The following is a 26,583-nucleotide window of genomic DNA, read 5'->3' on the forward strand; positions in this document are numbered from 1 at the left end:
CCGGATTGTCCGGCCTGCGCGTGGCGCTGTACGAGTGACGAAACGTGACATGCGCTGCAATGTATCTGCCCCAGCCCGCTTCCGAGGGCGAAGTGCGACAGGCGATGCGCCCCCGGGGACGCACCTTCGGACAAGCGGCAATTTGCCGCACCCCTTCACGCGCCGGGTCGGAGCGCACCGGGATAATCCGGCGCTCACATGAAGACCCAAGCCATCCGTCAGGAACTCGATCAGGCCCGCGCCAACGGCCCGCTGCGCCAGATCCAGATTCCGCCCTGCCCCGAGCTGCTGCAGCGCCTGCGCGCGGCGATGGCATTGCCTCAGCCCGACCTCAACGAGGTCGGTCGCGTCGCCGCCGCCGACGTGGCGATGTCCGCGACGCTGCTGCGCGTGGCCAACAGTCCGTTGCATCTGGTGGCAGGCCACGTGCCTTGCACCACCGTCGGCCAGGCGATGTACCGACTCGGCCTGGACGAGAGTGTCGCGCTGATGCAGGCCTTCCTGGTCCGTCACGCGATCCCGGTCAACAGCCCGCACCTGCTGCGTTTCTGGCAGCGGTCGACCAAGCGGTCGGTCGCGATGGGATTCATCGCCGGCCAGTTGCCCGGCATGCGGGTCGACCTGGCTCAGAGCTACGGCCTGTTCTGTCATGTCGGCATGCCGGTGCTGCTGCAGAGCGTACGCGGCTACGGCGCAACGATGGTGGAAGCCGGCGCGCGGATCGACCGCCCCTTCATCGCGACGGAGAACGCCAACCACCGCACCGACCACGCCGTCGTCGGCGCACTGGTGATCAAGGTCTGGCACCTGGCGCCGGAGCTGATGACGGCCATCCGGCTGCATCACGACTTCGAGGCGTTGAAGGACGAGAGCATCGAACCGGAGATCCGCTCGCTGATCGCCGCCGGCCTGATCGCCGAGCATCTGATGCGTCAGCATGAAGGGCTGGACGAGGACGCCGACTGGGCCGCCAACCGCGACGCGGCGCTGGCCTGGCTGCACCTGTCCGAAGACGAGCTCGAGCAGTGGGACGACGCGTTGCGTCCGTTGTTGGACGAGGCCTGAGTTCGGCTTGCGGGGCCAGGGGGCCGGCCCTCATACGTGTCACATGTTCCACAAATCGGGCCGGCCCCCTGGCCCCGCAAGCCTCCAGCTCGTGGTCGGCGTCGAGGTGGCGTGTGGCGATCAGGCGGCGCGGACAGCCACACGGGCAGCAGCCAGGTCCCAACGCGCACAACCGACACTTTTGAAGAGGCGCGTGCGGCCGTCGTCGACGGGACGCTGACCGAGCACGAGATCGTCGATCGCATCCTGCGGCTCGAAACGGCCGGCCGCCATCAGGTCGCCGGCCTCGGCCTGCGCACCGACCGGGTCGTCGACCCAGATCTGCGCGCCACGGACCAGTTCCTGCGGGAGCTCGACCATGTCGTCGCGGAACGCGCCGACACCGATCACCACCGCGCCTTCACCGACACCAGGACGCAACACCGGCACGCGACTGGTGGTCGCGCACACGATGACGTCCCAGGCGTGGCGCGTCTGGGACTCGGCCGGGAGCGGCTCGACACCGAGCTCCTCGACAAAACCTGGCACTGTCTGATGACCTTGCACATGGATCGTCGCCTGCGGATGCAGCGCCTGGAGCGCCTCCACGTGGGCGCGCGCCTGCACGCCGCCGCCGACCACCAGCACGCGGCGCGGCGCCTTGCGGATCAGGTGCTGCAGCGCCAGCATGCTGACGGCCGCCGTGCGGCGCGCCGTCAGCGCGGGGCCGTCCAGCACCGCCAGGCGCAGGCCGGTGCGGCTGTCCAGCACGACGACCTCGCCCGAGATCGTCGGCAGGCCGAGCGCCGCGTTGAGCGGATGCACGCTGACGAGCTTGGTGATCGACAGCGTGTCGCTCAGACAGGGCATCACCAGCAGCACGCCGTCCTGACGCAGCGGCAGCACCTGCCGGGGCGGACAGGTGAGCCGGCCGTCGCGGTGCTCGCGGCAGACCAGCGCGATCTCCTCCATCAGGGGAGACCACGGCAGCGCGCGCGAGGTGGCGGCGGCGTCGAGAACCAGCATCCGGTCGCGAGTTCCGAGGATGGCCTGAGCGGCGTGGATGGCGTGGCCCGCGCTTACTTGCGCGGCGGCGGCAGGTCGGTGCACGAGCCGTGCGCGACTTCCGCGGCCATGCCGATCGATTCGCCCAGCGTCGGATGCGGGTGGATCGTCTTGCCGATGTCGACCGCGTCCGCGCCCATCTCGATCGCCAGGGCGATCTCGCCGATCATGTCGCCCGCATGCGTGCCGACGATGCCGCCGCCGATGATGCGGTGGGTCTCCTCGTCGAAGATCAGCTTGGTGAAGCCCTCGTCGCGGCCGTTGGCGATCGCGCGCCCCGACGCCGTCCACGGGAACAGCCCCTTCTTGATCTTGAGGCCGCGCGCCTTGGCTTCGTCCTCGGTCACGCCGACCCAGGCCACTTCCGGGTCGGTGTAGGCGACGCTCGGGATCACGCGCGCATCGAAGCGCGACTTGGCCAGCGTGTCGTCGCCGAGCAGTTCGCCGGCGATGACTTCCGCGGCCACGTGGCCTTCATGCACCGCCTTGTGCGCCAGCATCGGCTGGCCGACGATGTCGCCGATGGCGAAGATGTTGGGCACGTTGGTGCGCATCTGCACGTCGACCGGGATGAAGCCGCGATCGCTGACGACCACGCCGGCCTTGTCGGCGCCGATCTTCTTGCCGTTGGGCGAACGGCCCACCGCCTGCAGCACCAGGTCGTAGACCTGCGGCTCCTTCGGGGCGCCCTCGCCTTCGAAGGTGACCTTGATGCCTTCGGGCGTGGCTTCGGCGGCTACCGTCTTCGTGTTCAACATGATGTTGTCGAAGCGCGGCGCGTTCATCTTCTGCCAGACCTTGACCAGGTCGCGGTCCGCGCCGGTCATCAGCGTGGGCAGCATTTCCACGACGTCCAGGCGCGCGCCCAGCGTCGAGTACACCGTGCCCATTTCCAGGCCGATGATGCCGCCGCCGACGATCAGCATGCGCTTGGGCTGGCTGGTCAGTTCGAGCGCGCCGGTCGAGTCGATCACGCGCGGGTCGTTCGGCATGAAGGGCAGACGCACCGCCTGCGAACCCGCGGCGATGATGATCTTGCGGAACTTCAGCGTCTGGGTCTTGCCGGTGCGCTCCTGGGCCTCGCCGCTGGTCTCCTCGACCGACAGGTGGTTGGCGTCCAGCAACGTGCCGTAGCCGCGCACGACGGTGACCTTGCGCATCTTGGCCATCATCGTCAGGCCGCCCGTGAGCTTGCCGACGACCTTGGACTTGTGCGCGGCCAGCTTGGGCAGCTCGACCTTGGGGGCGGCGAACTCGACGCCCAGGTCGGCGAAGTGCTTGACCTCGTCCATCACCGCCGCGACGTGCAGCAGCGCCTTGGACGGGATGCAGCCGACGTTCAGGCAGACGCCGCCCAGCGTCGCGTAACGCTCGACGATCGCGACCTTCAGGCCCAGGTCGGCCGCGCGGAACGCGGCCGAGTAGCCGCCGGGGCCGCTGCCGAGCACGATCACGTCGTACTCGCCTTCAGCGGGGCCGGTGTAGGTCGCGGCTTGCGGGGCCGGCGCAGCGGGAGCCGCGGCGGGCGCGGGAGCCGATGCAGCCGGAGCAGGCGCGGGCGCCGCTGCGGCCGGAGCCGGTGCAGCAGCGGCAGGCGCCGGTGCGGCGGCCGCGTCGCTCTCCAGCACGACCAGCAGGTCGCCCTGGTTGAGCTTGTCGCCCAGCTTGACCTTGAGTTCCTTGACCACGCCGGCGGCGGAGGACGGGATCTCCATCGAGGCCTTGTCAGACTCGACGGTGACCAGGCTCTGCTCGACCTTCACGGTGTCGCCGACCTTGACCAGGACTTCGATGATCGCGACGTCCTTGAAGTCCCCGATGTCGGGAACCTTGACTTCAACTTGTGCCATGTCCGGTGCTTCCGATCAGAGGACGATGCGGCGGAAGTCCGCCAGCAGGGACGCGAAGTAGACGTTGAAGCGTGCGGCCGACGCGCCGTCGATGACGCGGTGGTCCCAGCTCAGCGACAGCGGCAGGATCAGGCGCGGCTGGAACTGCTTGCCGTCCCACACGGGCTGCGTCGAGGACTTGCACACGCCCATGATCGCGACTTCCGGCGCGTTGATGATGGGCGTGAAGTAGGTGCCGCCGATGCCGCCCAGGGACGAGATCGAGAAGCAGCCGCCGGTCATGTCGGCCGGGCCGAGCTTGCCGTCGCGGGCCTTCTTGGCCAGCTCCGACATCTCCTGGCTGATCTGGAAGATGCCCTTCTTGTCGCAATCGCGGATCACCGGCACGACCAGGCCGTTCGGCGTGTCCGCGGCGAAGCCGATGTGGAAGTAATTCTTCAGGACCAGCGTGTCGCCGTCGAGCGAGGCGTTGAACTCGGGGAACTTCTTCAGCGCCGCGACGGTCGCCTTGATCATGAAGGCCAGCATCGTGACCTTGATGCCGGACTTTTCGTTCTCCTTGTTCAGCTGGACGCGGAAGGCTTCCAGCTCGGTGATGTCCGCGTCGTCGTGGTTGGTGACGTGCGGGATCGTGACCCAGTTGCGATGCAGGTTGGCGCCGCTGATCTTCTTGATGCGCGACAGGTCCTTGCGCTCGACCGGGCCGAACTTCTCGAAGTCGACCTTGGGCCAGGGCAGCAGGCCCGGGAACGCGCCACCGGCCGCAGCGCCGCCAGCCGGAGCCGCCGCCTTCTGCGCGACGGTCTGCGCCGTGCCCGCCATGACGGCCTTGACGAAGCCCTGGACGTCGGACTCGGTGATGCGGCCCTTGGCGCCGGAGCCCTTGACCTCGTCGAGCGGCACGCCCAGTTCGCGGGCGATCTTGCGGATGCTCGGCGACGCGTGCGGCAGCTTGCCCGACGGCTTGGTCGGCTCGTGCGGCGGCAGCGCGGCGGTCGGGATCTGGCGATCCGCCGGAGCGGCAGCGGGCGCGCTCGCGGCGGCCGGAGCCGGTGCGGCGGCGGCTTGCGCCGGAGCGGGCGCGGCAGCAGCCGGCGCCGGCGCGGCTGCGCCACCCGCGGCTTCGATCACGGCGATCTTCGAGCCCTTGGCGACCTTGTCGCCCAGCTTGACCAGCAGTTCCTTGATCACGCCGCCGTGCGACGACGGGATCTCCATCGAGGCCTTGTCGCTCTCGACGGTGATCAGGCTCTGCTCCTGCTTGACCGTGTCGCCGACCTTGACCAGCACCTCGATCACCGCGACTTCGTCGAAGTCGCCGATGTCGGGAACGATGATGTCGACGGCACCTGCCGGCGCGGCCGGTGCAGCGGCCGGAGCCGGAGCCGGCGCAGCGGCAGCCTGCGGCGCGGGCGCCGGAGCGGCAGCCGCCGGTGCGGGCGCGGCGGCGGCCGGCGCGGGAGCGCCTGCGGCATCGCTTTCGAGCACGACGATCAGGTCACCCTGGTTGATCGTGTCGCCGATCTTGACCTTCACTTCCTTGACGACGCCCGCCACGGAGGACGGGATCTCCATCGAGGCCTTGTCGGACTCGACGGTGACGAGGCTCTGCTCCACTTTCACCGTGTCGCCGGGCTTGACCAGCAGCTCGATGATCGCGACGTCCTTGAAGTCCCCGATGTCGGGAACCTTGACTTCCACCAATGCCATTTGTGTTGTCTCCGGGTCCGCTGCTTAGGCGTACAAGGGGTTGATCTTGTCGACGTTGATGCCGTACTTCTTGAGGGCTTCAGCCACCTTGGCCTGCGGGATCTTGCCCTCGTCGGCCAGGCTCTTCAGCGCGGCCACGACGATGTAGTGGCGGTTGATCTCGAAGTGCTCACGCAGCTTGGAGCGGAAGTCGCTGCGGCCGAAGCCGTCGGTGCCCAGCACCTTGTACGAACGGCCGGCCGGGATGAAGGCGCGGATCTGCTCCGCATAGTTCTTCATGTAGTCGGTCGACGCGATCACCGGACCCTGCACCTTGCTCAGCTGCTGCGTCACGTAGGGCACGCAGGCCAGTTCGGTCGGGTGCAGCAGGTTCCAGCGCTCGGCGTTCTGGCCGTCGCGGGCCAGCTCGTTGAAGCTGGGGCAGGACCAGACGTTGGCGCCGACGCCCCACTCTTCTTCCAGCAGCTTCTTGGCGGCCTGGCTCTCGCGCAGGATGGTGCCCGAACCCAGCAGGTTCACCGTCAGCGGCTGCGCGCCTTGCGGCTGCACGGCCTCTTCGAGCAGGTACATGCCCTTGAGGATCTGCTCCTCGGTGCCGGCCTTGAGGCCCGGCATCGGGTAGTTCTCGTTGAGCAGCGTCAGGTAGAAGTAGACGTTCTCCTGGTTCTCGACCATGCGCTTCAGGCCGGAGTGCAGGATGACGGCGACTTCATGCGCGAAGGTCGGGTCGTAGCTGATGCAGTTGGGGATGGTGCCGGCCAGGATGTGGCTGTGACCGTCCTCGTGCTGCAGGCCTTCGCCGTTCAGCGTCGTGCGTCCCGAGGTGCCGCCCAGCAGGAATCCGCGCGCCTGCATGTCGCCCGCTGCCCAGGCCAGGTCGCCGATGCGCTGGAAGCCGAACATCGAGTAGTAGACGTAGAACGGGATCATCACGCGGTTGTTCGTCGAGTACGACGTCGCCGCGGCCACCCAGCTGGCCATGCCGCCCGCTTCGTTGATGCCTTCCTGCAGGATCTGGCCGGCCTTGTCCTCGCGGTAGTACATGACCTGGTCCTTGTCGACCGGCGTGTAGTTCTGACCCGCGGGGTTGTAGATGCCGATCTGGCGGAACAGGCCTTCCATGCCGAAGGTGCGCGCCTCGTCGACCAGGATGGGCACGGTGCGCGGGCCCAGTTCCTTGTCGCGCAGCAGCGTCGTCAGGAAGCGGACGTAGGCCTGCGTCGTCGAGATCTCGCGGCCTTCGGCGGTCGGGTCCAGCACGGCCTGGAACGTGGCCAGGTCGGGCACCTTCAGCGCTTCCTCGGCCTGCGGACGGCGCTTGGGCAGGTAGCCGCCCAGCGTCTTGCGGCGCTCGTGCAGGTACTGCATCTCCGGCGTGTCGTCGGCCGGCTTGTAGAACGGGATCTTGGACAGCTCGCTGTCCGGGATGGGGATGTTGAAGCGGTCGCGGAAGGCCTTGATGTCCTCGTCCTGCAGCTTCTTGGTCTGGTGCGCGGTGTTCTTGCCTTCACCGATCTTGCCCATGCCGTAACCCTTGACGGTCTTGATCAGCATGACGGTCGGCTGGCCGACGGTGTTCACCGCCTTGTGATACGCCGCGTACACCTTCTGCGGGTCGTGGCCGCCGCGGTTCAGGCGCCAGATGTCCTCGTCGGACATGTTCTCGACCATCTTCAGCAGCTCGGGGTGCTTGCCGAAGAAATGCTTGCGCACGAACGCGCCGTCGTTGGCCTTGTAGGCCTGGTAGTCGCCGTCCAGCGTCTCCATCATGACCTTGCGCAGCAGCTCCTGCTTGTCGCGGGCCAGCAGCGGATCCCAGTACGAACCCCAGATCAGCTTGATGACGTTCCAGCCGGAACCGCGGAACTCGCCTTCCAGTTCCTGGATGATCTTGCCGTTGCCGCGCACCGGGCCGTCCAGGCGCTGCAGGTTGCAGTTGACGACGAAGATCAGGTTGTCCAGCTTCTCGCGCGCGGCCAGGCCGATCGCGCCCAGGCTTTCCGGCTCGTCCATCTCGCCGTCGCCCAGGAAGACCCAGACCTTGCGCTGCGACGTGTCGGCGATGCCGCGGGCGTGCAGGTACTTCAGGAAGCGCGCCTGGTAGATGGCCATCAGCGGGCCCAGGCCCATGGACACCGTCGGGAACTGCCAGAACTCGGGCATCAGCTTCGGATGCGGGTAGCTCGACAGGCCCTTGCCTTCGACTTCCTGGCGGAAGTTGTTCAGCTGGTCTTCGGTGATGCGGCCTTCCAGGAAGGCGCGGGCGTAGATGCCGGGCGCGCTGTGACCCTGGATGTAGAGCAGGTCGCCGCCGTGCACGCCGCCTTCGCCGGTGTCGTCGCCGTGCCAGAAGTGGTTGAAGCCGCAGCCCAGCATGGTCGCCAGCGAGGCGAAGCTGGAGATGTGACCGCCGAGGTCGCCGCCGTCTTCCGGATGCAGTCGGTTGGCGCGCACCACCATCGCCATCGCGTTCCAGCGCATGAAGGCGCGCAGGCGCTCTTCCATCTCGATGTTGCCGGGGAAGCGCTCTTCCTTGTCGGCCGGGATGGTGTTGACGTAGGCCGTGGTGGCCGAGAAGGGCACGTCGATGCCGGCCTGACGCGCGTGGTCGATCAGGGTCTCGAGCAGGAAGTGGGCACGGTCGCCGCCTTCTTCACCGATGACGGCGGACAGCGCGTCCAGCCATTCCTTGGTTTCGAGGGCGTCGGTGTCATTGGCGGCTGCGCCGAGGAACGACTGGGGCTGCGCGGACATGTCTTTGTCTCCTGTGTTCAATCACGGCCTTCTGGCGGGCATCTGGGCGTCTGGGCGGGCTGGTCGCCGCACGAGGCTCTCGGGTCGAACGGGTCACTGTGCCCGAACTTGCGAGAACCGTCATGCGCGCGCCGTCATGCGTCCGCACGCGGCAAACCCCACCGGAAGGGCTATGGCGGCGGAGTGTCGCATAAGCCTTTCATTTTCCAAATAGCGCGATGCGTTTCCACATAATGAAATGCAATGGCCTGCCCAGGGGTCGTTTCGTGACGGATGTCTTTCACGATGCGATCCGGGAATGCCCGGATCGGGAATGCCCGGGGCCGCCCGGGCCGGGTGGGGTCGAAGGCGCCGGGATAATCGCGCGCATGTTGTCCCGCCTCGATGTCCAAGGCTTTGCGCGCCGTGCCCTGAATCCCGTCAAACGCCTGGTGTCGGCGTGGTGGCGCCGGCAGTCCCCGTCCCGTCAGGACCGCTTCGCGACGCTGGGGCCGCTGCTGTCGGTGGTGCTGTTCCTGGCGGCGATCGTGTCGGCCTTCTGGTACCTGCGCAACGAGGAGATCGAACGCGAGGCGGAGGCCGTCAAGCGCGACACCGAGATGGCGCAGCAGCAGATCCGCTCGCGCCTGATCGAGAACGAGGACTTCCTCATCCTGCTGCAGCGCGACCTGGCCAACCGCTCGATCGACAACCTCGAGTTCACCCAGCGCGCGATGGCGATCGCGCGCAACCGGCCCGAGATCACCCACATCACCTGGCTGAACGCGCGCCGCGAGAAGCGCGTCAGCGTCGCGGCCATCGGCGAGCAGGCCGAGTCGCTGATGACGCTGGAGGGCAGCGACCCGTCCATGCCCAACGGCCATGCCAACAGCGAGCCGGAACGCGCGTTCCAAAGCGCGCGCGACCGGCGTACGCGGGTCTATTCGGCGTCCTTCGCCGACGCCAACAACACGACCGTCTTCCAGCTGCAGCTGCCGCTGAGCGACCGCGCCGGTTTCGCCGGCGTGCTGATCGCCGAGTACGCGGTCGAGGGCCTGCTGCGCTACTCGGTCCCCAATGAGCTGACCTCGCGCCACGCGGTCGCGGTGCTCGATCCGCGCGAGCAGGTCGTCGCCAGCACCGTGACGCCGATGCCGGGCAAGCGCATCACGCGCGCCCCCATCTATCACGAGGTCCCGATGGCGCCCGCGCCCGGGCTGGTGCTGCGCGGCCAGGGCTACCGCACGTCGATCGGGCTGATCTCCAACACGCTGTTCTGGATGGTGATGGCGCTGTCGGTGCTGACCGTCTGGATGCTGCTCGGCACGTGGAAGCACATGCGCCGGCGCGCGCAGGTGCAGAACGCGCTCGCCGCCGAGACCAATTTCCGGCGTGCGATGGAGAACTCCATGCTGACCGGCATGCGGGCCATGGACCTGGAGACGCGCATCAGCTACGTCAACCCGGCCTTCTGCGCGATGACGGGCTTCGCCGAGTCCGAGCTGATCGGCCGCAAGCCCCCTTCCCCTACTGGCCGCCCGACCGTTACGAGGAGAACCTGCGCCTGCTGCAGCAGGAGATGCAGGGCCGCAGCCCGGCCGGCGGCTCCGAGGTGAAGGTGATGCGCAAGGACGGCAGCATCTTCGACGCCCGCATGTACGTCTCGCCGCTGATCGACCCCAAGGGCAAGCAGAACGGCTGGATGACCTCGATGACCAACATCACCGAGGCCAAGCGGGTGCGCGACCAGCTGTCCGCGTCGCACGAGCGCTTCACCACGGTGCTGGAAGGCCTGGACGCGGCGGTGTCGGTGCTGTCGGTGCAGCAGGGCGAACTGCTCTTCGCCAACCGCAGCTACCGGCTGTGGTTCGGTGCCGATCCGAAGGGGCACGCGATGCTCGCGGGCTCGCAGCCGACCAGCCTGGCCGGCGCGACCAGCACGCAGGACGCGAGCTATGCCGAGGGCGCGAACAGCCACGGCGATCACGGCGACGATGACGACGTCGACGACTACGGCGGCCTGCCCGCGCAGCACCTGACCGAGGTCGGCGGCGATTCGCGCGAGGTGTTCATCGCGCAGCTCGACATGTGGTTCGACGTCCGCGCCCGCTACCTGCAGTGGACCGACGGCCGGCTGGCGCAGATGCTGATCGCCACCGACATCACCGCGCGCCGCCATGCCGAGGCGCAGCAGCAGCAGCAGACCGAGAAGGCCCAGGTCACCAGCCGGCTGATCACGATGGGCGAGATGGCCTCGAGCGTCGCGCACGAGCTCAACCAGCCGCTGACCGCGATCACGAACTACTGCAACGGCATGGTCTCGCGGGTGCGCGGCGACAACATCCAGAAGGACGACCTGATCGTCGCGCTGGAGAAGACCGCCAAGCAGGCGCAGCGCGCCGGGCAGATCATCCACCGCATCCGCGCCTTCGTGAAGAAGAGCGAGCCGCAGCGCCAGCCCGCGTTCGCGGCGTCGATCGTGGAGGACTCGGTCGAACTCGCCGGCATCGAACTGCGGCGGCGCAATGTGCAGATCCACACCTACGTCGCGCAGCGGCTGCCGGTGATGCGGGTCGACCCGATCCTGATCGAGCAGGTGCTGCTGAACCTGCTCAAGAACGCCGCCGAGGCGATCGACAACGCGGCGCTGCCGCCCTCGCGCCGGCACATCGAGCTGCGCGTCGTACCCAAGCACACCGCCGAGCTGGGCGCCAACATCGAGTTCTCGGTGACCGACATGGGGCCGGGCCTGCCGGTCGAGGTCATCGAGCGCATGTACGAGGCCTTCTTCTCCACGAAGGCCGATGGATTGGGGATCGGCCTAGGGTTATGCCGGTCCATCATCGAGTCCCACCAGGGTCGGATCCGCGCCGAGAACCTCTACAATGGCCCGTCCATCGTCGGGTGCCGGTTCGCGTTCACGATCCCCGTGGACATTCCGCGTCCGGAGTCATCACTCGCCCCTCTCGCCACTCCGGCCCCTCTGGAGCAGAGCGGCGACGCGGGGACGGGCACAGCACACAACACTGCCGCAACACCATGAGCTTGATTCCGAAGAAGGGTAATGTCTACGTCGTCGATGACGACGAGGCCGTCCGAGATTCCCTGCAATGGTTGCTGGAAGGCAAGGACTACCGGGTCAAGTGCTACGACTCCGCCGAGAGTTTCCTGAGCCGCTACGACCCGCGCGAAGTCGCCTGCCTCATCGCCGACATCCGCATGGAAGGCATGAGCGGCCTGGAACTCCAGGACAAGCTGATCGAGCGCAAGAGTCCCCTGCCCATCGTCTTCATCACCGGCCACGGCGACGTGCCGATGGCGGTGCAGACGATGAAGAAGGGCGCGGTCGACTTCATCGAGAAGCCGTTCAAGGAAGAGGAACTGCTGTCGCTGGTCGAGCGCATGCTGGACCAGGCCCGCGGCGCCTTCGCCACGCAGCAGGAAGCGGCCAGCCGCGACGCGCTGCTGTCGCGCCTGACGACGCGCGAGGCGCAGGTGCTGGAGCGCATCGTCGCCGGCCGCCTGAACAAGCAGATCGCCGACGACCTGGGCATCAGCATCAAGACGGTGGAAGCGCATCGCGCCAACATCATGGAGAAGCTCAACGCCAACACCGTCGCCGACCTGCTGAAGATCGCGCTCGGCGCGAACACGCAGGCCAAGGCCGGCTGAGTTCCTTCCGCATCCCTCATCCCTTGTGGCCGCCCTGTGCGGCCTCTTTCATTTCAGAGTTTCGTTCTCGAGTTCCGGAGTACCGACATGACCGCACAACTGATCGACGGCAACGCCCTGTCCAAGCAACTGCGCGCCGAAGTGGCGACGCGCGCCGCCGCGCTGACCGCCCAGGGCGTGAAGCCGGGACTGGCCGTGGTGCTGGTCGGCGACAACCCCGCGAGCCAGGTCTACGTGCGCAACAAGGTCAAGGCCTGCGAGGACGCGGGCCTGCATTCGGTGCTGGAGAAGTACGCCGACACGATGACCGAGGCGGAGCTGCTCGCTCGCGTCGACGCGCTGAACAACGATCCCTCGATCCACGGCATCCTGGTGCAGCTGCCGCTGCCCAAGGGCATCGATGCACACAAGGTCATCGAGGCGATCGCGCCGGAGAAGGACGTCGACGGCTTCCACGTCGCGAGCGCGGGCGCGCTGATGGTCGGGCAGGAGGGCTTCAAGCCTTGCACGCCGTATGGCTGCATGAAGATGCTGGAGTTCATCGGCTACGACACCAAGGGCAAGCACGCCGTCGTGATCGGCCGCAGCAACATCGTCGGCAAGCCGATGGCGATGCTGCTGCTGCAGGCCAACGCGACGGTGACGGTGTGCCACAGCGCGACGCCGGACCTGGCCCACTTCACGCGCCAGGCCGACATCGTCGTGGCGGCGGTGGGCAAGCGCAACGTGCTGACCGCCGACATGGTCAAGCCGGGTGCGGTCGTCTTGGACGTCGGGATGAACCGCACCGAGGAAGGCAAGCTCTGCGGCGACGTCGACTTCGACGGCGTCAAGGAAGTCGCCGGCTGGATCACGCCGGTGCCGGGCGGCGTCGGGCCAATGACGATCACGATGCTGCTGGTCAACACGATGGAATCGGCTGAGCGCGCCGCCGCCGCTCGCTGATCCTCATCGCACCATGACAACGGGCGGCCACTGGCCGCCCGTTGTCGTATCAGCGGTCAGTTCGTGTCCGCCTCGCGCAGCGTCTGCACCACCGGGCGCTGCAGCACGCCGCGCAGCGCCCACCAGCCGGCGAGCTGCGCCAGCACGGCGCCACCGATGGTGGTGCCGATCAGCACCCAGGGCTTGAACTGCCATTCGAACTCGAAGGCGTAGTGCGTCAGTGCCCAACCCAGCGCCTGCGCGGCGATCCCCGCGAGGAAGCCGGCGAGCGCGCCCAACCCGAGCAACTCCGCGCGCTGCACTGCCGCCAGCAGCGCGCTCGACGCGCCGAAGGCGCGCATCAGCGCGAACTCCCGCGTGCGCGCATCACGTGACCCCACCGCTGCCACCAGCAGCACCACAACGCCCAGCGCCAGCGCCACCGCGAACAGCAGTTGCACGGCCATGATCACCTGCTCCAGCACCTGCTGCACCTGCTTGAGCTCGGCGGAGACGTCGATCAGCGTGAGGTTCGGGAACTCGTTGACCAGCTTGCGGTCCAGCGCCACGGCCTCACCCTGCCCCTGCGGCGAGCGGTAGGCGGAGATGTAGCTGACCGGCAGTTCCGGCATCTGAGCGCGCGGGTAGAGCACGAAGAAGTTCACCCGCATCGATCCCCAGTCGACCTTGCGCAGCGAGGTGATCTTCGAGTCGACCAGCACACCCGCGATGTCGAAGCGCATCGTGTCGCCGAGCTTCAGACCGAGCTGCTCCGCCAGACCCTGCTCGACGCTGACGCCCTCCTTGTCCTCCGGCGTCCACTTGCCGCCGGCGATCAGGTTGTGCGACGGCAGCTCGGCGCTGTGGCTGAGGTTGAACTCGCGCTCCACCAGACGTTGGGCGCGCTCCTCGGTGAATCGGTTGGCCTTGATCGCCTCGCCGTTGATGGCGACCAGGCGGCCGCGGATCATCGGGTACCAGTCGTAGTCCTTGACGCCGGACTTGTCGAGATCGGCACGGAAGCCCGGCCCCTGCTCCGGCTGGATATTGATCACGAAGCGGTCCGGCGCGTTCACCGGCGTCGCCGCGCGCCAGCTCTCGATCAGGTCGGTGCGCATCAGCACCAGCAGCGCCAGCGCGAGCAGCCCCAGCGACAGCGAGCCCACCTGCAGCACGGCGAAGGCCGGCCGCGCGGCGACCTGCCGCGTCGCCAGCAGCAGCCAGCGCGGCGCGCCGGCCTGCGGCACGAGCCGCCGCAGCGCCAGCACCGCGCCGTAGGCGAGCAGCGCGAAGAGGCCCAGCGCGACCGCGAAGCCGCCGGTCGCGAACAGCCCCAGGCGCCAGTCCGCCGACAGCGCCGTCAGCACCGCGGAGAAGCCGATGACGCCGGCCAGCAGCACGGCGATCGAGCCCATCTTCGGACGACCCAGCTCGCGCCGGATCACGCGCAGCGGCGGCACGGCGGCCAGCTGCAGCACCGGCGGCAGGCCGAAGCCCAGCAGCAGGCTCATGCCCATCCCCAGGCCCAGCAGCACCGGCCAGATGCCGGGCGCGGGCAGGTTGACCTCGATCAACCCGGCGAGCATCGCGATGAAGCCGTAATGCAGCAGGAAGCCGAGCAGCACGCCGATCGCGCTGCCGATGAAGCCGACGGTGGCGAACTCCAGCGTGAACACCCAGGTGAGGCGTCGCTGCGGCTGGCCGAGCACGCGCAGCATCGCGCAGTCGTCGAGGTGGCGGTTGGCGAATTCCCGTGCCGCGAGCGCGACCGCGATCGCCGCCAGCAACGCGGCCAGCAGCGCAACGAGGTTCAGGAACTTGGTCGCGCGGTCCAGCGTCTGGCGCATCTCGGGGCGGCCGGTCTCCAGCGACTCCAGCCGCACGCCGCGCCAGTTGCCGTCCTTCAGCTGCTGGCGCGTCTGCGTGTTGAACTGCTGCACCGCGGTCGCGTCACCGATCACCGCGAAACGGTAGGTGATGCGGCTCGCGGGCTGGATCAGCGCGGTCGCGGCGATGTCGGACTGCGCCAGCATCACGCGCGGCGCGAAGTTCATGAATCCGGCGCCGCGATCGGGCTCGTTCGAGATCTCGCCGGCGATCTTCAGCGTCGAATCACCGAGCAGCAGCGGATCGCCGACCTTCAGGCCGAGCGCACTGAGCACGCCGGTGTCGACCCACACGGTGCCGGCGGCCGGCGCGCCGACCTGGCGGCCGTCCTTCAACGACAGCGCGCCGCGCAGCGGATAACGCGGACTGACCGACTTCACCGCCACCAGGCGGCTGCCGCCGCCCTGGTCTTCATTGGCGCGCGCCATGCTGGGGAAGTTCAGCGTCTCGACACTGCGCAGGTTCAGACGCTCGGCGAGCGCTCGCACCGGAGCCGGCGTCGGTTGATCGCTCGCGACGACCGCGTCGCCACCGAGCAGTTGCGCCGCATCGCGGCGCAGGCCCTGGTCGAGCCGGTCCGACAGGAAAGCCACCGCGCACACCGCGGCGACCGCCAGCATCAGGGCCAGGACCAGCAGGTGGAGTTCGCCCGCGCGGAAGTCGCGCCAGGTCTGCAGTCCCATCTGCCGCCACAGCGACGGCGGGCGGCGGCCCGCGGGGGAACCGGAGGCCGGTCGGGTCGCCGGGGCCCCGGCAGGGGTGGCGGACGGAGAAGACGGGTGCGCGCTCATGCGCGGACTGTAGCGAACCCCATGCCTGCGCGCTGGCACGGGGGTGCGGCCATGCAATCGGCTTGAACAGTCCGTGCAACCGGTTTTGACGATGCGGCGGGCTCACGGGCGTTCAATGGACGCCATGAACACCCACTTCCTCCCCTGTTCGTCTCGCATGGCTCGCCGATGATCGCGCTGGAGCCGGGCGAGGCCGGTGCCTTCATGCAACGCCTCGGCCGGACGCTGGACGCCGTCTGGGGCCGCCCGAAGGCGGTGCTGGCGATCTCCGCCCACACCACCGCACGCGAGGCGGTCCTGCTCGACACCGACCGCCACGAGGCGGTGTACGACTTCGGCGGCTTCCCTCCGGCGCTGTACCAGCTGCGCTACGACGCCCCGGGAGACCGCGCGCTGACCGCACAGATCGGCGAGACGCTCGCCCTGCCCGTGTTCGACCACAGCGGCCTGGACCACGGCATCTGGACCTCGCTGCGGTTCCTCTACCCCGACGCCGATGTGCCCGTCATCCCGCTCACGCTGACGGCGCACGCCTCGCCGGCGCAACTGATCGAACTCGGCGAGAAGCTGCAGGCGCTGTCGCGCGAAGGCGTGCTGATCCTGGGCACCGGCAGCATCACGCACAACCTGCGGCTGCTGATGCGAGCATCGTCGGAAGGCGCGCCGGAGATGGCCGAATCGGCGGCCTTCCGGACCTGGTTCGCGGAGCGTTCCGCTGCCCGTGATTGGGAGGCGCTCGCGGCCTACCGGACGCAGGCGCCCAGCGCCGCGCTGATGCATCCGACGGATGAGCACCTGCTGCCCTGGTACGTCGCCGCCGGCGCGGGCGGGCGCGAGGAAGCCCCGATCCGCATCCACGAAGGCGTCACCTTCGGCGCATTGGGGATGGATGCCTACGCGTTCGGCCCGCAGGCGCAGCGCCTGTCCCAGGCGCTGGCTGGCTGAACGAGCCGAGGCCTCAGGGCCTCGGCGGCGTCGCGGCGGTGGGAACGGTCGCGACGGTCAGGACGGTGGGACCGTCAGAGGAAGATCGCCGCCAGGATGCCGAGGATCAGCGCCCACTTGACGACGTAGTAGCCGGTGCGGGACTTCGCCTTGAACGCCTTGAAGAACAGGCGCACCTTGTAGGCGTGATAGAAGAACTTGTTGAGGCCGCCGATGGGCTCGCTCTCCAGGTTCTGGGTCGCGGCGGACGTCATCACCAGCTTGCCGAACGCACGGTTCAGCCAACGGATCGGCGCGAAGTGGACCGGACGCTCCACGTCGCAGAACAGGATCACGCGCTGGTGCGTGGTCGTGTTCTCGGCGTAGTGGATGAAGGTCTCGTCGAACATCACGTCCTCGCCGTCCTTCCAGTGGTACTTCTCGCCGTCGACGTCGATGTAGCAGCCGGGATCGTTGGGCGTGGTCAGGCCGAGGTGGTAGCGCAGCGAGCCCGCGTACGGATCACGGTGGCGCACCAGCTTCGCGCCCGGCGGCAGCGACGCGAACATCGCCGCCTTCACGCCGGGGATCTGCCGGAGCAGCTCGACCGTCTTCGGGCACAGCGCGTTCGCCGAGGCCATGTCCCGGTCGTACCACTTCAGGTAGAAGCGCTTCCAGCCGGTCCGGAAGAACGAGTTGAAGCCGATGTCGTTGTAGCCCGACGCGGCCTTGATGTAGCCCTCGTCGTTGAGCTTGAGGGCTTCCTCGCGGATCACCTGCCAGTTGTCGCGCAGCAGGCTCAGCTCGGGGAACTCGGACGTCTTCAGGTAGGGCGTGGCCGGAGCGCGCGAGAACAGGTACATGACCGCGTTGATCGGCGAGATCAGCACGGTGAAGTCGGTCAGTGCGCGGGCCAGCTTGAAGCGGACGCGGCCGCGGAAGTGGGCATACAGCGCCGAGGCGATGAAGATCGCCAGCACCCAGTAACGCGTGGGCGGCAGCCATTCGGCCATGTGCGGGACTCCAGCAAGAGAAGCCCGCGATTATCGACGATCGAGCGCCAGCGACACGGCCCAGAAGATCAAGCCCCCGAACGCCAGGGCGACCCCCACCCAGCCGGTGGACGTCCAGCCGTGGCCGGCGGCGATCGCCAGCCCGCCCAGCCAAGGGCCCAGCGCGTTCGCCGCGTTGAAGGCCGAGTGGTTCAGCGCGGCGGCCAGCGTCTGCGCCTCGCCGGCGACGTCCATCAGCCGGGTCTGCAGCACGGTGCCGAGACCGCCGCCGCAACCGATCAGGAAAACCACCGGCAGCAGCGTCCACAGGCTGCCGGCGGCGAACGGGTACAGCGCCAGCGACGCGGCGCTCCACAGCAGCAGCCCGCCGATGGTGGGCATCAGCGCGCGGTCGGCGGCCCAGGCGGACACCAGCGTCCCGGCGGTCATGCCGATGCCGAACACGCTCAGCACGACCGGCAGCATGCCGGGGCCGGTGCGGGTGACCTCGAGCAGCGTGGAGCCGAGGTAGGTGTAGACGGCGAACATGCCGCCGAAGCCGATCGTCGCGATGCCCAGCGTCAGCCAGACCTGGCGGCGGCCGAGCGCGCCGAGCTCGCGCATCGCGCTCGCGCCGGGCTGCACGCGGTCGCGCGGCGCATGCATCGCGACCAGCGCGGCGGTCGTCAGCGCCAGCACCGTGACGACGCCGAAGCCCCAGCGCCAGCCGGCCCACTGCCCCAGCCAGTTGGCCAGCGGCACGCCGATGATGGTCGCGACAGTCAGCCCCAGCATCATGAGACTGACGGCCTGGGAGCGTCGGGCCGGCGCCACGAGCGAGGCGGCGACCAGCGCGCCCACGCCGAAGTAGGCGCCGTGCGGCAGGCCGCTCAGGAAGCGGAACAGCAGCATCGCGTGATAGCTGGGCGCGAGCGCGCTCAGGCCGTTGCCGACGGCGAAGGCCAGCATCAGCAGGATCAGCAGCGTGCGCCGCGGCACCTTGGCGCCGAGCACCGCCAGCAGCGGCGCGCCGACGACCACGCCCAGCGCGTAGGCGCTGATCACGTGACCCGCGGCCGGCGCGTCGATGCCGAGGTCGGGCGCAAAGAACGGGACCAGGCTCATCGCCGCGAACTCGGTCGTGCCGATCGCGAAACCGCCGATGGACAGGGCGAGCAGCGCCCAGCCCGTGTGTGCCACAGGCGTCGGGTCGTCGGAGAGCTGGGGAGGGGCGATCGGAGAAGCGGCGGACATGTCGGACTGCTGAAAGCGAACGCTCAGTGAGCGTTCAGGAAACGTTCAGCATTGCAACACGGATCATGGCGTCCAGCGCCCACGAGGGAGATGGAAAGCGCCCGCGCGGATCCGCTCAACGGCGCCGCGATCGCCGGTCGTTCCGGCCGTTATCGGCCACGGAGGGCGCAGCCAGATCCTCCTCCCGACACAGCCATCTCGCCAGCCAGAGATGACGGCGCATCCGCGTCAACTCCTCGAGCCGACTCGTCGTGAACCGTTGGCCGTCGCGGCGCTCCAAGACCCGGAGTGCGAGGATGCGCGCCAGGGACGGACCAAACCCTGTCGCCAGGACATAGGTGACCGTGGCACCGAGCACGGGCATGGCCAGCCACACGATGTCGTCGGCGCGCAATCCGTTCATCTGCAGCAGCAACGGCAGGTTCAATGCGAGCGCGGAGAGGAACGCGATCCGGCCCATGGTGGGCTGAGTGTCCGAGGCGGGCGGCGGGTGCAATTGATGCCTCTGCAGATCCACCGTGGACAGCAGCGCCACCGGCACGCCATCCTTCTTCGGCAGCAGGCGTCGCCGTTCCGCGAGGAAGCCCAGCAGCAATGCGCCGCCTCCGATGAGCGCAGCCAAGCCGACCGCGAGGCCTTGCAGATCGGGCCTCGCCATCCGCCACGCCAGCGACGTCGTGGACGCCACCAGCAAGCTGCCGAAAAAGATCAACACCAGAGGAAAGCTCCACAGCGCCTCCCCCGGCGAAAACCGGCTGCGGTAGGTCATGTGGAGACCCGCCAGCAGGAACAGGAGGCCCGTGATCGGTGCCATCGTCAGGACAACCCCTGGCGCCAGCAGGAAGGCCCACATCGCGGGAATCACCAGCACGCCCGCGCCGAACATGGCGATGGGCGTCCCTTTCAAGGAGTCCAGCTTGTCCGGCGGCCTCACCGAGGCCCTTCGAGCGCCGCGCGCGCCTGCTTCTCCGCGAAGTCGGCGCCTCCGGCCGGATGCCAGATGAACTGGGCGGCCAGGCCCGATGCGTTGCCCGACTGATGGCGCGCCGACGTGATCAGGAACTTGTTGGTATCAGAGGAACGCATGCGTCGCTTGACTGCCCCGTCGTGGCGGAACCACGCGCTGAACGCCGGGGGCGCCGTGCAACGATCGCCACCGTCGCGATCAACGGTCGACGTCCGGCAAACCTGGAGCGGGCGAAGGGAGTCGAACCCTCGTCATTGGCTTGGGAAGCCAAGGTAATAGCCGTTATACGACGCCCGCGGAGGAGGCGGATTATGACCCAAGCCGGCCCTGGCCCCGGAGGAGCGGCTCAGCGCGCGCGCTGTCCGATCAACTGGGACAGCAGTCGCTGGAGTTCCGCCTCGGCGAGCGGGTTCAGGCCCAGGAAGCGGCAGCCGATGTGGACCTGTTCGCCGGCCAGGAACGACCGGAAGCTGCGACGGAGGCGCACGTCGAGGTCGGCCACCAGCACGAGCTGATCGCCCACCATCACCCGTGCCTGCGGCACCTTCTGACCGAGGAACAGGCCGCGGCCCTCTTCGACCGTGCCGCGCAGGCCGAGCCCGCCCAGCGAGACGTCGTCGACGTTGAGGCTGCGGGCGCGGCCCAGCAGCATGAACTCGACTCGCACGGCCGGGCCGAGCGGCACGTCACGGCGCGGCGTGCCGCGGCGCTCGTCGCCCCCATCGTTGCCCTCATCGTCGGATTCTGAAGACGGTGCATCGACGGCGCCGACGGCGACGGCCGCGTGCTCGACGACGGCCGCCGAGGCACGGACGGCGTGCGGGTCGACGGCGGGTGACGGTTTCGGGCGGAAGCGCAGGCGGAACATCGAAAAGTGGGAAAGCACAGGCTCCCGGGTTGTATGCGCTCCAGGTGAACGGCTTCATGTCTCGCCGGTCATGGAGCGTGCACGATTTCACGCTCGCGAACATCCGCTTACAGCCCCTGCCCGCCCGTGCGGCGGACGCGGTCCCGCCTTCAATCCCAGGCGGGCGCGAAGTCCGGGTTGGCCAGCCGCTCACCGCGATCCAGCGTCGCGATGCGGGTCAGGTCGTCATCGCTCAGGCGCAGCGTCAGCGCTTCGAGGTTGGCAGCCTGGTTGGCCGGTTTCGTCGACGACGGGATCACCGTGAAGCCCCGTTGCAGCAGCCAGGCCAGCGAGACCTGTGCCGGCGTCGTGCCATGACGGGCGGCGATGTCGAGCAGCACGGGGTCGGTCATGACCTTGCCGTAGGCCAGCGGCATATAGGCCGTCAGATGCAGGCTCTGCGCTTTCGCGAAATCGACCACTTGCCGGTTCTGCAGGAACGGATGGATCTCGACCTGGTTGGTCGCGATCTCGCCGGCGCCCACGAGACCGATCGCCTCGCGCATCTGCGCGACGGTGAAGTTGGACAGGCCGTTCGCCCGCGTCAGGCCCAGGCGTCTCGCTTGGATCAGCGCCTCGAGCGTCTCCTTCAGCGGCACCGCGTTGCCCGGCGACGGCCAGTGGATCAGCGTCAGGTCGACGCTGTCCATGTGCAGCTTCGCGAGGCTCTCGCGCAGGCTGGGGATCAACCGGTCCCCGGCCAGGTGCTCGGTCCAGATCTTGGTCGTGACGAACAGTTCGGCGCGGGACACGCCGCTTTCGGCGATCGCCTGGCCGACCTCGGCCTCGTTGCCGTAGATCTGGGCGGTGTCGATGTGGCGGTAGCCGAGCGACAGGCCGCTCTTCACGGCGTCGATGACGGTCTGGCCCTTCAGACGGAAGGTACCGAGGCCCAGCGCGGGCATCGGGACGGAGGAGCGGTGCGAGACGGTGGCGGTCATGAGGAACTCCAGAGGATGGTCGGAAGGATGTCGGGGGCGTGAGCGATCAATGGCCCACGGCGATCGGCGCGGCGCCGGCGGCTCGCGCCGGCAACGGGAAGCGACGGTCGAGGCGCCCGGCCAGCACGGTGAGCGCGAAGGCGCCGAGCACGACGAGGGCGCCGATCCAGGGCGTGTGGATCAGCCCCAGGTGCTCGACGATCAGGCCGCCGCCCCAGGCGCCGCCGGCGATGCCGACGTTGAAGGCGGCGATGTTCAGGCCCGAGGCGACATCGACAGCCCGGGGCGCATGGGCCTCGGCCTGCTGAACCACGTAGACCTGCAGACCCGGCACGTTGCCGAAGGCGAAGGCGCCCCAGGCGAGCACGGTCAGCACGGCGGCGATCGGCGACTGCGCGGTGATGCTCAGCACGAACAGCACGGCGGCGAGTCCCAGGAAGATCAGCTTGAGTGCGCCGATCGGGCCGCGCCTGTCCGCGAGCTTGCCGCCCCAGACATTGCCGACCGCGACCGAGATGCCGTACACGAGCAGCACCAGGCTCACGCCGTTGGCGGAGATGCCGCTGATCTGCTGGAGGATGGGTGCGAGGTAGGTGAAGGCGATGAAGGAGCCGCCGTACCCGACCGCCGTCATCGCGTAGACGAGCAGCAGACGCGGCTGGCGCAGCGGTTCCAGCTGATGCAGCAGGCTGGCCGGCGCGGGCTGGGCGAGCTTGCGCGGCACGAAGGCCAGGCTGGCGACGAAGGCGATCAAGCCGAGCGCGGCGACGGCGAGGAAGGTCGCGCGCCAGCCGAAGTGCTGACCGACGAAGGTGCCCAGCGGCACACCGGTGACCAGTGCGACGGTGAGTCCGGAGAACATCGTCGCGATGGCGCTGGCGGCCTTGTCACGCGGGACGAGGCTGGTGGCGATCGTCGAGCCGATGGAGAAGAACACGCCGTGCGCCAGTCCGGTCAGCACGCGGGCGACGACGAGCGCGCCGTAGCCGGGCGCGAGCCATGCGAGCAGGTTGCCCGCGGTGAACAGCAGCATCAGCGCGAGCAGCAGCTGCTTGCGCGGCCAGCGGCCGGAGAGCGCGGTGAGGACGGGCGCGCCGATGGCGACGCCCAGCGCGTACAGCGAGACCAGCAGGCCCGCGGACGGCAGGCTGACGCCGAGGTCGGCGGCCATGGTCGGGATCAGGCCCACGATGACGAATTCCGTGGTCCCGATGGCGAAGGCGCTGACGGTCAGCGCCCACAAGGCGATCGGCATGATGAGGCTCCTGCGAAGCGGGGGAAGTTGGAGGAATGGCCGCCAGTGTGCGCATCCACCGCTTGCAGATAAAGCCTCGATTGACCAAATGATTATTGAATCAAAAGCAACTCAGGAAATTCCATCCAGACCACGTTCCCTGATCAGATGCAGCAGCTTCAATTCCGGCCCCCTCGGGCGCGCAAGCCCTTGCTGCCACCGCAGCACCAGCCGCGGCGTCGTGTTGAGCAGCCGGGCGAAGGTGAAATAGTCGAGTTCCGACTTTCCCACCAGCTCCCGGATTTCGTCCGGCGTCATCGGCGCCGGCAGCGGACGGCAACTCCGCTCGAAGTCACGCCACTTGCCATAGGACATCAGTCCGTTGACATGAAAGCGACGAGAAGTCTCCAGGATGGCGGTCATGATCCGCGATTTCCGTTTACGCATCACAAGGCACCTCAATCAATTCACCACGAACGATCGCGTCGTTCACGCCCGCCGGAGTCAGCGCCAGCAGATAGTCCCCCTGATCGCGGCACACCAAGAGTTCCATCCGGTTGAGGGTGGCTTGACGGTTCTTGGCGTAGCCGAGAACGAAGAACCAGGCGCACGGCGGCTGACTCGCCACGATGGCGCGGTAGCCGGACCGTTTCCCTGCACCCGATCGTGCGATCCGCTTCTTCATCAGTCCATGACCGAGATCTGCATCGATCAAGCCTCGTTTCATTTCGTCCACAGCCCGGCACAGATCGACTTCTGTCCAGCACCTGCTTGCGCATCCAACGACGAAAACCTTCGACCACGAACACTGCCACGGCGACCTCCACGCATTGCTGCCCTGACCGTCAGTGCCAAGACTTGCGTTGTTGTGTGTCACCCTGAAGTTGGCCCACCGTTGGGGGATGAGCGAGGGGAATTCGAGCGCCCCTGTCGGGCTCCTATCATTCACGCCAGCCTCGCCTGTCCATTGCGCCCATGAAAAGCTCCCTCGATGAACTCGCCGTCCTCGCCGCCATCGTCGATGCGGGGTCGATCAGCGCGGCGGCGGAGCATCTCGGCCAGACGGTCTCGGCCGTCAGCCGCTCGTTGAGCCGCCTCGAGCAGAAGCTGGGCACGACCTTGATGCGACGGTCGACGAGACGCCTCGAACTCACCGAGGAGGGCCAGTTCTTCCTCGCCCGCGCCCGCAGCGTGCTCGCCGCGGTCGAGGACGCGGAGGAGCAACTGGCGCTGCGCCGCGACCAGCCCGCCGGCCGCTTGCGTGTGAACGCGGCCTCGCCGTTCATGCTCCATGTGCTGGTACCGCTGATCGGCGGCTTCCGCGAGCGCTACCCGCAGATCGAGCTGGAACTCAACAGCAGCGACCAGATCATCGACCTGCTGGAGCAACGCACCGACGTCGCGTTGCGCATCGGCACGCTGGCCGATTCCTCGCTGCATGCGCGGCCGCTCGGCAGCTTCCGGCTGCGGGTGCTCGCGAGTCCCGCCTATCTCACCGCGCACGGCCGCCCGACGAAGGTCGAGGCGCTCGCGAACCACGCGCTGCTCGGGTTCACCGCGCCGGAGAGCCTCAACACCTGGCCCCTGCGCTGGTCCGGCGGCGAGGGGTATCCGATCCAGGCCGCCGTGAGCGCGTCCTCGGGCGAGACGCTGCGGCAGCTGGCGCTGGCCGGCCAGGGCGTCGTGGCGCTGTCGGACTTCATGACTGCGCGGGATCGCGCCGACGGGACGCTGGTGCAGGTCCTCGCGACGCACACGGTCGACACCCGCCAGCCGGTGCACGCGGTCTACTACCGCAACACCGCGCTGGCTTCACGCATCACCTGCTTCCTCGACTACCTCGCCGTCGAGATGGCGACGCTCACCGCCTGACTCGTCCGGGCGGATCTGGCCGTCCGGGCCAGCCGCGCCGCCCGGGTGCGGCGCGCGGCGTCACGCCGCGATCACTTGTTCACGTCGCCCACGCACAGGTACTTCGTCTCGACGTACTCGTCGATGCCCTGATGGCCGCCCTCGCGACCCAGGCCCGACTGCTTCACGCCGCCGAAGGGCACCTCGGCCGTCGAGATCAGGCCCGTGTTGATGCCGACCATCCCGTACTCCAGGCCTTCGGACACGCGCGTGATCCGGCCGATGTCGCGGGCGTAGAAGTAGCTCGCCAGGCCGAACTCGGTGGCGTTGGCCAGCGCGACGCCCTCGGCCTCCGTGCCGAAGCGGAACACCGGCGCCACCGGGCCGAAGGTCTCCTCGCGCGCGCACAGCATGTCCGACGTCGCCTCCGACAGCACCGTCGGCTGGAAGAAGCGGTCGTGCAGCCGCGCGCCGCCGACCAGCACCTTGGCGCCCTTCTCCACCGCGTCGGCGACGTGCCGCTCGACCTTCTCGATCGCCGCGTCCTCGATCAGCGGCCCCTGCGTCACGCCGGGCTCGAAGCCGTTGCCGACCTTCAGCGCGCCGACCTTCTCCGCCAGCTTCGCCACGAACGCGTCGTACACCCCCGCCTGCACGTAGAGCCGGTTCGCGCACACGCAGGTCTGGCCGGCGTTGCGGTACTTGCTGGCGATCGCGCCCTCGACGGCGCTGTCGATGTCGGCGTCGTCGAAGACCAGGAACGGCGCATTGCCGCCCAGCTCCAGCGACAGCTTCTTGATCGTCGGCGCGCACTGCGCCATCAGGATCCGGCCGACCTCCGTGGAGCCGGTGAACGACAGGTGCCGCACCACGTCGCTCTCGCACAGGACCTTGCCGATGGCGATCGACTGCTCGCCGTCACCGGTGATCACGTTCAGCACGCCGGCCGGCATGCCGGCACGCTGCGCCAGCTCCGCCGCGGCCAGCGCGGTCAGCGGCGTCTGCTCGGCCGGCTTGATCACGACCGGGCATCCCGCCGCCAGCGCCGGCGCCACCTTGCGGGTGATCATCGCCAGCGGGAAGTTCCACGGCGTTATGGCCGCGCACACGCCCACCGGCTGCTTGATGACCATGTAGCGCTTGGTCGCGTCGGTCGTCGGCACGATCTCGCCGCGCACGCGCTTGGATTCCTCGGCGAACCATTCGACGAAGCTCGCGCCGTAGGCGATCTCGCCGCGCGCTTCGGCCAAGGGCTTGCCCTGCTCCGCCGTCAGGATGCGCGCCAGGTCGTCCGCATGCTGCGTCAGCAGGTGGTACCAGCGCATCAGGATCGAGGCGCGCTCCTTGGCCGTCTTCGCCCGCCAGGCCGGCCAGGCGGCGTTCGCGGCAGTCACGGCGGCGTCGGCCTCCGAAGCGCCGAGGTTCGCCACATGCGTCAGCAGCACGCCGGTCGCCGGATCCACCACGTCGAAGCGGCTCGCGCCACCCACCCATTCGCCGTTGATCAGCGCGTCGGTCTTCAGCAGGCTCGGGTCCTTGAGCTGCGCCAGCGGGGAGGTCTTGGGGTCCATCGTCGCCATGTCGTTTCTCCGTGGAAGGCCGGCATCCTAGCGGCGGCACCGTGACCGCCATGTCAACACCGTGTCAACGGCCTCGGCTCCTATAATCGAAAGCTTCGCGAAATCAAGCGCCAGGCCCCGCCATTCCTGAAGGAAGAGCGGCAAACCGCGCACCCGCGAAGATACAAACTGAATCCAGAAACCGGTTCAACCCACCGATTCATGTCGCAGCCCCGGCTGCGCCACATCCGACCCCGCCAGGCCCATCAAGCAAAGGA

General features: G+C 68.4%; 20 protein-coding genes, 1 tRNA gene and 1 pseudogene. 6 read left to right on the plus strand and 16 right to left on the minus strand.

Annotated features, from left to right (window positions below; all coding sequences use genetic code 11):
- Nucleotides 1-198: 198 nt before the first annotated feature.
- A complete protein-coding gene (locus ACQ86G_RS30385) occupies nt 199-1,065 on the plus strand; it encodes an HDOD domain-containing protein (RefSeq protein ID WP_431258728.1) in 867 nt (288 codons plus the stop codon).
- Between the two features lie 120 nt (nt 1,066-1,185).
- Here the strand turns inward: ACQ86G_RS30385 and ACQ86G_RS30390 are convergent, their stop codons facing one another.
- Genes ACQ86G_RS30390 through aceE form a run of 4 tightly spaced genes read right to left on the minus strand, consistent with a single transcriptional unit; the run spans nt 1,186 to nt 8,423 of the window.
- Nucleotides 1,186-2,070 (minus strand): delta(1)-pyrroline-2-carboxylate reductase family protein, encoded by an 885-nt coding sequence (locus tag ACQ86G_RS30390; RefSeq protein ID WP_431258729.1) that lies wholly within the window; start codon nt 2,068-2,070, stop codon nt 1,186-1,188.
- Nucleotides 2,071-2,123: 53 nt separating this feature from the next.
- On the minus strand, nt 2,124-3,959 hold the full coding sequence (lpdA, locus tag ACQ86G_RS30395; protein ID WP_431258730.1) for a dihydrolipoyl dehydrogenase: 1,836 nt from the start codon (nt 3,957-3,959) through the stop codon (nt 2,124-2,126).
- A gap of 15 nt (nt 3,960-3,974) precedes the next feature.
- On the minus strand, nt 3,975-5,669 hold the full coding sequence (gene aceF, locus ACQ86G_RS30400; protein ID WP_431258731.1) for a dihydrolipoyllysine-residue acetyltransferase: 1,695 nt from the start codon (nt 5,667-5,669) through the stop codon (nt 3,975-3,977).
- A 24-nt stretch (nt 5,670-5,693) separates the two neighbouring features.
- Nucleotides 5,694-8,423, minus strand: a complete 2,730-nt coding sequence (gene aceE, locus ACQ86G_RS30405; RefSeq protein ID WP_431258732.1) for a pyruvate dehydrogenase (acetyl-transferring), homodimeric type — start codon at nt 8,421-8,423, stop codon at nt 5,694-5,696.
- A gap of 368 nt (nt 8,424-8,791) precedes the next feature.
- Between aceE and ACQ86G_RS30410 the strand changes: the two are divergent.
- From ACQ86G_RS30410 to folD, 3 genes and pseudogenes are all read left to right on the plus strand, one after another.
- A pseudogene (locus tag ACQ86G_RS30410) lies at nt 8,792-11,445 on the plus strand (PAS domain-containing sensor histidine kinase).
- Nucleotides 11,442-12,074 (plus strand): response regulator transcription factor, encoded by a 633-nt coding sequence (locus ACQ86G_RS30415; protein WP_067268997.1) that lies wholly within the window; start codon nt 11,442-11,444, stop codon nt 12,072-12,074. The pseudogene ACQ86G_RS30410 and the gene ACQ86G_RS30415 overlap by 4 nt, the downstream one beginning before the upstream one ends.
- Nucleotides 12,075-12,161: 87 nt before the next feature.
- Nucleotides 12,162-13,019 carry a bifunctional methylenetetrahydrofolate dehydrogenase/methenyltetrahydrofolate cyclohydrolase FolD gene (folD, locus tag ACQ86G_RS30420; RefSeq protein WP_088409068.1) on the plus strand — a complete coding sequence of 286 codons (858 nt, stop codon included), beginning with the start codon at nt 12,162-12,164 and terminating at the stop codon, nt 13,017-13,019.
- 56 nt (nt 13,020-13,075) lie between these two features.
- Here the strand turns inward: folD and ACQ86G_RS30425 are convergent, their stop codons facing one another.
- Nucleotides 13,076-15,568, minus strand: coding sequence for an ABC transporter permease (locus ACQ86G_RS30425; RefSeq protein WP_431258733.1), 2,493 nt, complete (start codon nt 15,566-15,568; stop codon nt 13,076-13,078).
- 252 nt (nt 15,569-15,820) lie between these two features.
- Here ACQ86G_RS30425 and ACQ86G_RS30430 point away from each other — a divergent pair, with 252 nt between their 5' ends.
- The gene (locus ACQ86G_RS30430; RefSeq protein WP_431261535.1) at nt 15,821-16,621 is read left to right on the plus strand and encodes a dioxygenase family protein; all 801 of its coding nucleotides are present in this window, start codon (nt 15,821-15,823) and stop codon (nt 16,619-16,621) included.
- A gap of 74 nt (nt 16,622-16,695) precedes the next feature.
- Here ACQ86G_RS30430 and ACQ86G_RS30435 read toward each other — a convergent pair whose 3' ends face one another.
- The 10 genes from ACQ86G_RS30435 to ACQ86G_RS30480 all read right to left on the minus strand — a co-directional run bounded on the left by ACQ86G_RS30435 (nt 16,696) and on the right by ACQ86G_RS30480 (nt 23,610).
- The gene (locus ACQ86G_RS30435; RefSeq protein ID WP_431258734.1) at nt 16,696-17,613 is read right to left on the minus strand and encodes an aspartyl/asparaginyl beta-hydroxylase domain-containing protein; all 918 of its coding nucleotides are present in this window, start codon (nt 17,611-17,613) and stop codon (nt 16,696-16,698) included.
- 30 nt (nt 17,614-17,643) lie between these two features.
- Nucleotides 17,644-18,846, minus strand: a complete 1,203-nt coding sequence (locus ACQ86G_RS30440; protein ID WP_431258735.1) for an MFS transporter — start codon at nt 18,844-18,846, stop codon at nt 17,644-17,646.
- A 115-nt stretch (nt 18,847-18,961) separates the two neighbouring features.
- Entirely contained in the window at nt 18,962-19,753 is a 792-nt protein-coding gene (locus ACQ86G_RS30445; RefSeq protein ID WP_431258736.1) for a hypothetical protein, read from the minus strand.
- Between the two features lie 23 nt (nt 19,754-19,776).
- Nucleotides 19,777-19,932 carry a hypothetical protein gene (locus tag ACQ86G_RS30450; RefSeq protein ID WP_431258737.1) on the minus strand — a complete coding sequence of 52 codons (156 nt, stop codon included), beginning with the start codon at nt 19,930-19,932 and terminating at the stop codon, nt 19,777-19,779.
- 103 nt (nt 19,933-20,035) lie between these two features.
- Nucleotides 20,036-20,110, minus strand: a tRNA-Gly gene (locus ACQ86G_RS30455).
- Nucleotides 20,111-20,159: 49 nt separating this feature from the next.
- Nucleotides 20,160-20,681: a hypothetical protein gene (locus ACQ86G_RS30460; protein WP_431258738.1), complete on the minus strand. Its 522-nt coding sequence runs from the start codon at nt 20,679-20,681 to the stop codon at nt 20,160-20,162.
- A gap of 149 nt (nt 20,682-20,830) precedes the next feature.
- Nucleotides 20,831-21,661 (minus strand): 2,5-didehydrogluconate reductase DkgB, encoded by an 831-nt coding sequence (gene dkgB, locus ACQ86G_RS30465; protein WP_431258739.1) that lies wholly within the window; start codon nt 21,659-21,661, stop codon nt 20,831-20,833.
- Nucleotides 21,662-21,707: 46 nt separating this feature from the next.
- The gene (locus ACQ86G_RS30470; RefSeq protein ID WP_431258740.1) at nt 21,708-22,916 is read right to left on the minus strand and encodes an MFS transporter; all 1,209 of its coding nucleotides are present in this window, start codon (nt 22,914-22,916) and stop codon (nt 21,708-21,710) included.
- A 111-nt stretch (nt 22,917-23,027) separates the two neighbouring features.
- A complete protein-coding gene (locus ACQ86G_RS30475; protein ID WP_431258741.1) occupies nt 23,028-23,318 on the minus strand; it encodes a helix-turn-helix domain-containing protein in 291 nt (96 codons plus the stop codon).
- 16 nt (nt 23,319-23,334) lie between these two features.
- A complete protein-coding gene (locus ACQ86G_RS30480) occupies nt 23,335-23,610 on the minus strand; it encodes a type II toxin-antitoxin system RelE/ParE family toxin (protein ID WP_431258742.1) in 276 nt (91 codons plus the stop codon).
- Nucleotides 23,611-23,870: 260 nt separating this feature from the next.
- On the opposite strand from ACQ86G_RS30480, the gene ACQ86G_RS30485 reads away from it, so the two are divergent.
- Nucleotides 23,871-24,767 carry a LysR substrate-binding domain-containing protein gene (locus ACQ86G_RS30485; protein ID WP_431258743.1) on the plus strand — a complete coding sequence of 299 codons (897 nt, stop codon included), beginning with the start codon at nt 23,871-23,873 and terminating at the stop codon, nt 24,765-24,767.
- A 71-nt stretch (nt 24,768-24,838) separates the two neighbouring features.
- On the opposite strand, the gene ACQ86G_RS30490 is transcribed toward ACQ86G_RS30485, so the two are convergent.
- Entirely contained in the window at nt 24,839-26,317 is a 1,479-nt protein-coding gene (locus ACQ86G_RS30490; protein ID WP_431261536.1) for an NAD-dependent succinate-semialdehyde dehydrogenase, read from the minus strand.
- Between the last annotated feature and the right edge of the window lie 266 nt (nt 26,318-26,583).

It is taken from the genome of Roseateles chitinivorans (assembly GCF_050632145.1).
Taxonomy (GTDB): Bacteria; Pseudomonadota; Gammaproteobacteria; order Burkholderiales; family Burkholderiaceae_C; genus Roseateles; species Roseateles chitinivorans_B.

What these genes read in the sequence shown, in the direction of transcription:
- ACQ86G_RS30460 (WP_431258738.1), bottom strand. Translation starts at nt 20,681, where the DNA reads ATGTTCCGCCTGCGCTTCCGCCCGAAACCGTCACCCGCCGTCGACCCG.
- ACQ86G_RS30390 (WP_431258729.1), bottom strand. Translation starts at nt 2,070, where the DNA reads ATGCTGGTTCTCGACGCCGCCGCCACCTCGCGCGCGCTGCCGTGGTCT.
- ACQ86G_RS30490 (WP_431261536.1), bottom strand. Translation starts at nt 26,317, where the DNA reads ATGGACCCCAAGACCTCCCCGCTGGCGCAGCTCAAGGACCCGAGCCTG.
- ACQ86G_RS30425 (WP_431258733.1), bottom strand. Translation starts at nt 15,568, where the DNA reads ATGGGACTGCAGACCTGGCGCGACTTCCGCGCGGGCGAACTCCACCTG.
- folD (WP_088409068.1), top strand. Translation starts at nt 12,162, where the DNA reads ATGACCGCACAACTGATCGACGGCAACGCCCTGTCCAAGCAACTGCGC.
- ACQ86G_RS30450 (WP_431258737.1), bottom strand. Translation starts at nt 19,932, where the DNA reads ATGCGTTCCTCTGATACCAACAAGTTCCTGATCACGTCGGCGCGCCAT.
- lpdA (WP_431258730.1), bottom strand. Translation starts at nt 3,959, where the DNA reads ATGGCACAAGTTGAAGTCAAGGTTCCCGACATCGGGGACTTCAAGGAC.
- ACQ86G_RS30470 (WP_431258740.1), bottom strand. Translation starts at nt 22,916, where the DNA reads ATGCCGATCGCCTTGTGGGCGCTGACCGTCAGCGCCTTCGCCATCGGG.
- aceE (WP_431258732.1), bottom strand. Translation starts at nt 8,423, where the DNA reads ATGTCCGCGCAGCCCCAGTCGTTCCTCGGCGCAGCCGCCAATGACACC.
- ACQ86G_RS30385 (WP_431258728.1), top strand. Translation starts at nt 199, where the DNA reads ATGAAGACCCAAGCCATCCGTCAGGAACTCGATCAGGCCCGCGCCAAC.
- ACQ86G_RS30435 (WP_431258734.1), bottom strand. Translation starts at nt 17,613, where the DNA reads ATGGCCGAATGGCTGCCGCCCACGCGTTACTGGGTGCTGGCGATCTTC.
- aceF (WP_431258731.1), bottom strand. Translation starts at nt 5,669, where the DNA reads ATGGCATTGGTGGAAGTCAAGGTTCCCGACATCGGGGACTTCAAGGAC.
- ACQ86G_RS30475 (WP_431258741.1), bottom strand. Translation starts at nt 23,318, where the DNA reads ATGACCGCCATCCTGGAGACTTCTCGTCGCTTTCATGTCAACGGACTG.
- ACQ86G_RS30415 (WP_067268997.1), top strand. Translation starts at nt 11,442, where the DNA reads ATGAGCTTGATTCCGAAGAAGGGTAATGTCTACGTCGTCGATGACGAC.
- ACQ86G_RS30440 (WP_431258735.1), bottom strand. Translation starts at nt 18,846, where the DNA reads ATGTCCGCCGCTTCTCCGATCGCCCCTCCCCAGCTCTCCGACGACCCG.
- ACQ86G_RS30485 (WP_431258743.1), top strand. Translation starts at nt 23,871, where the DNA reads ATGAAAAGCTCCCTCGATGAACTCGCCGTCCTCGCCGCCATCGTCGAT.
- dkgB (WP_431258739.1), bottom strand. Translation starts at nt 21,661, where the DNA reads ATGACCGCCACCGTCTCGCACCGCTCCTCCGTCCCGATGCCCGCGCTG.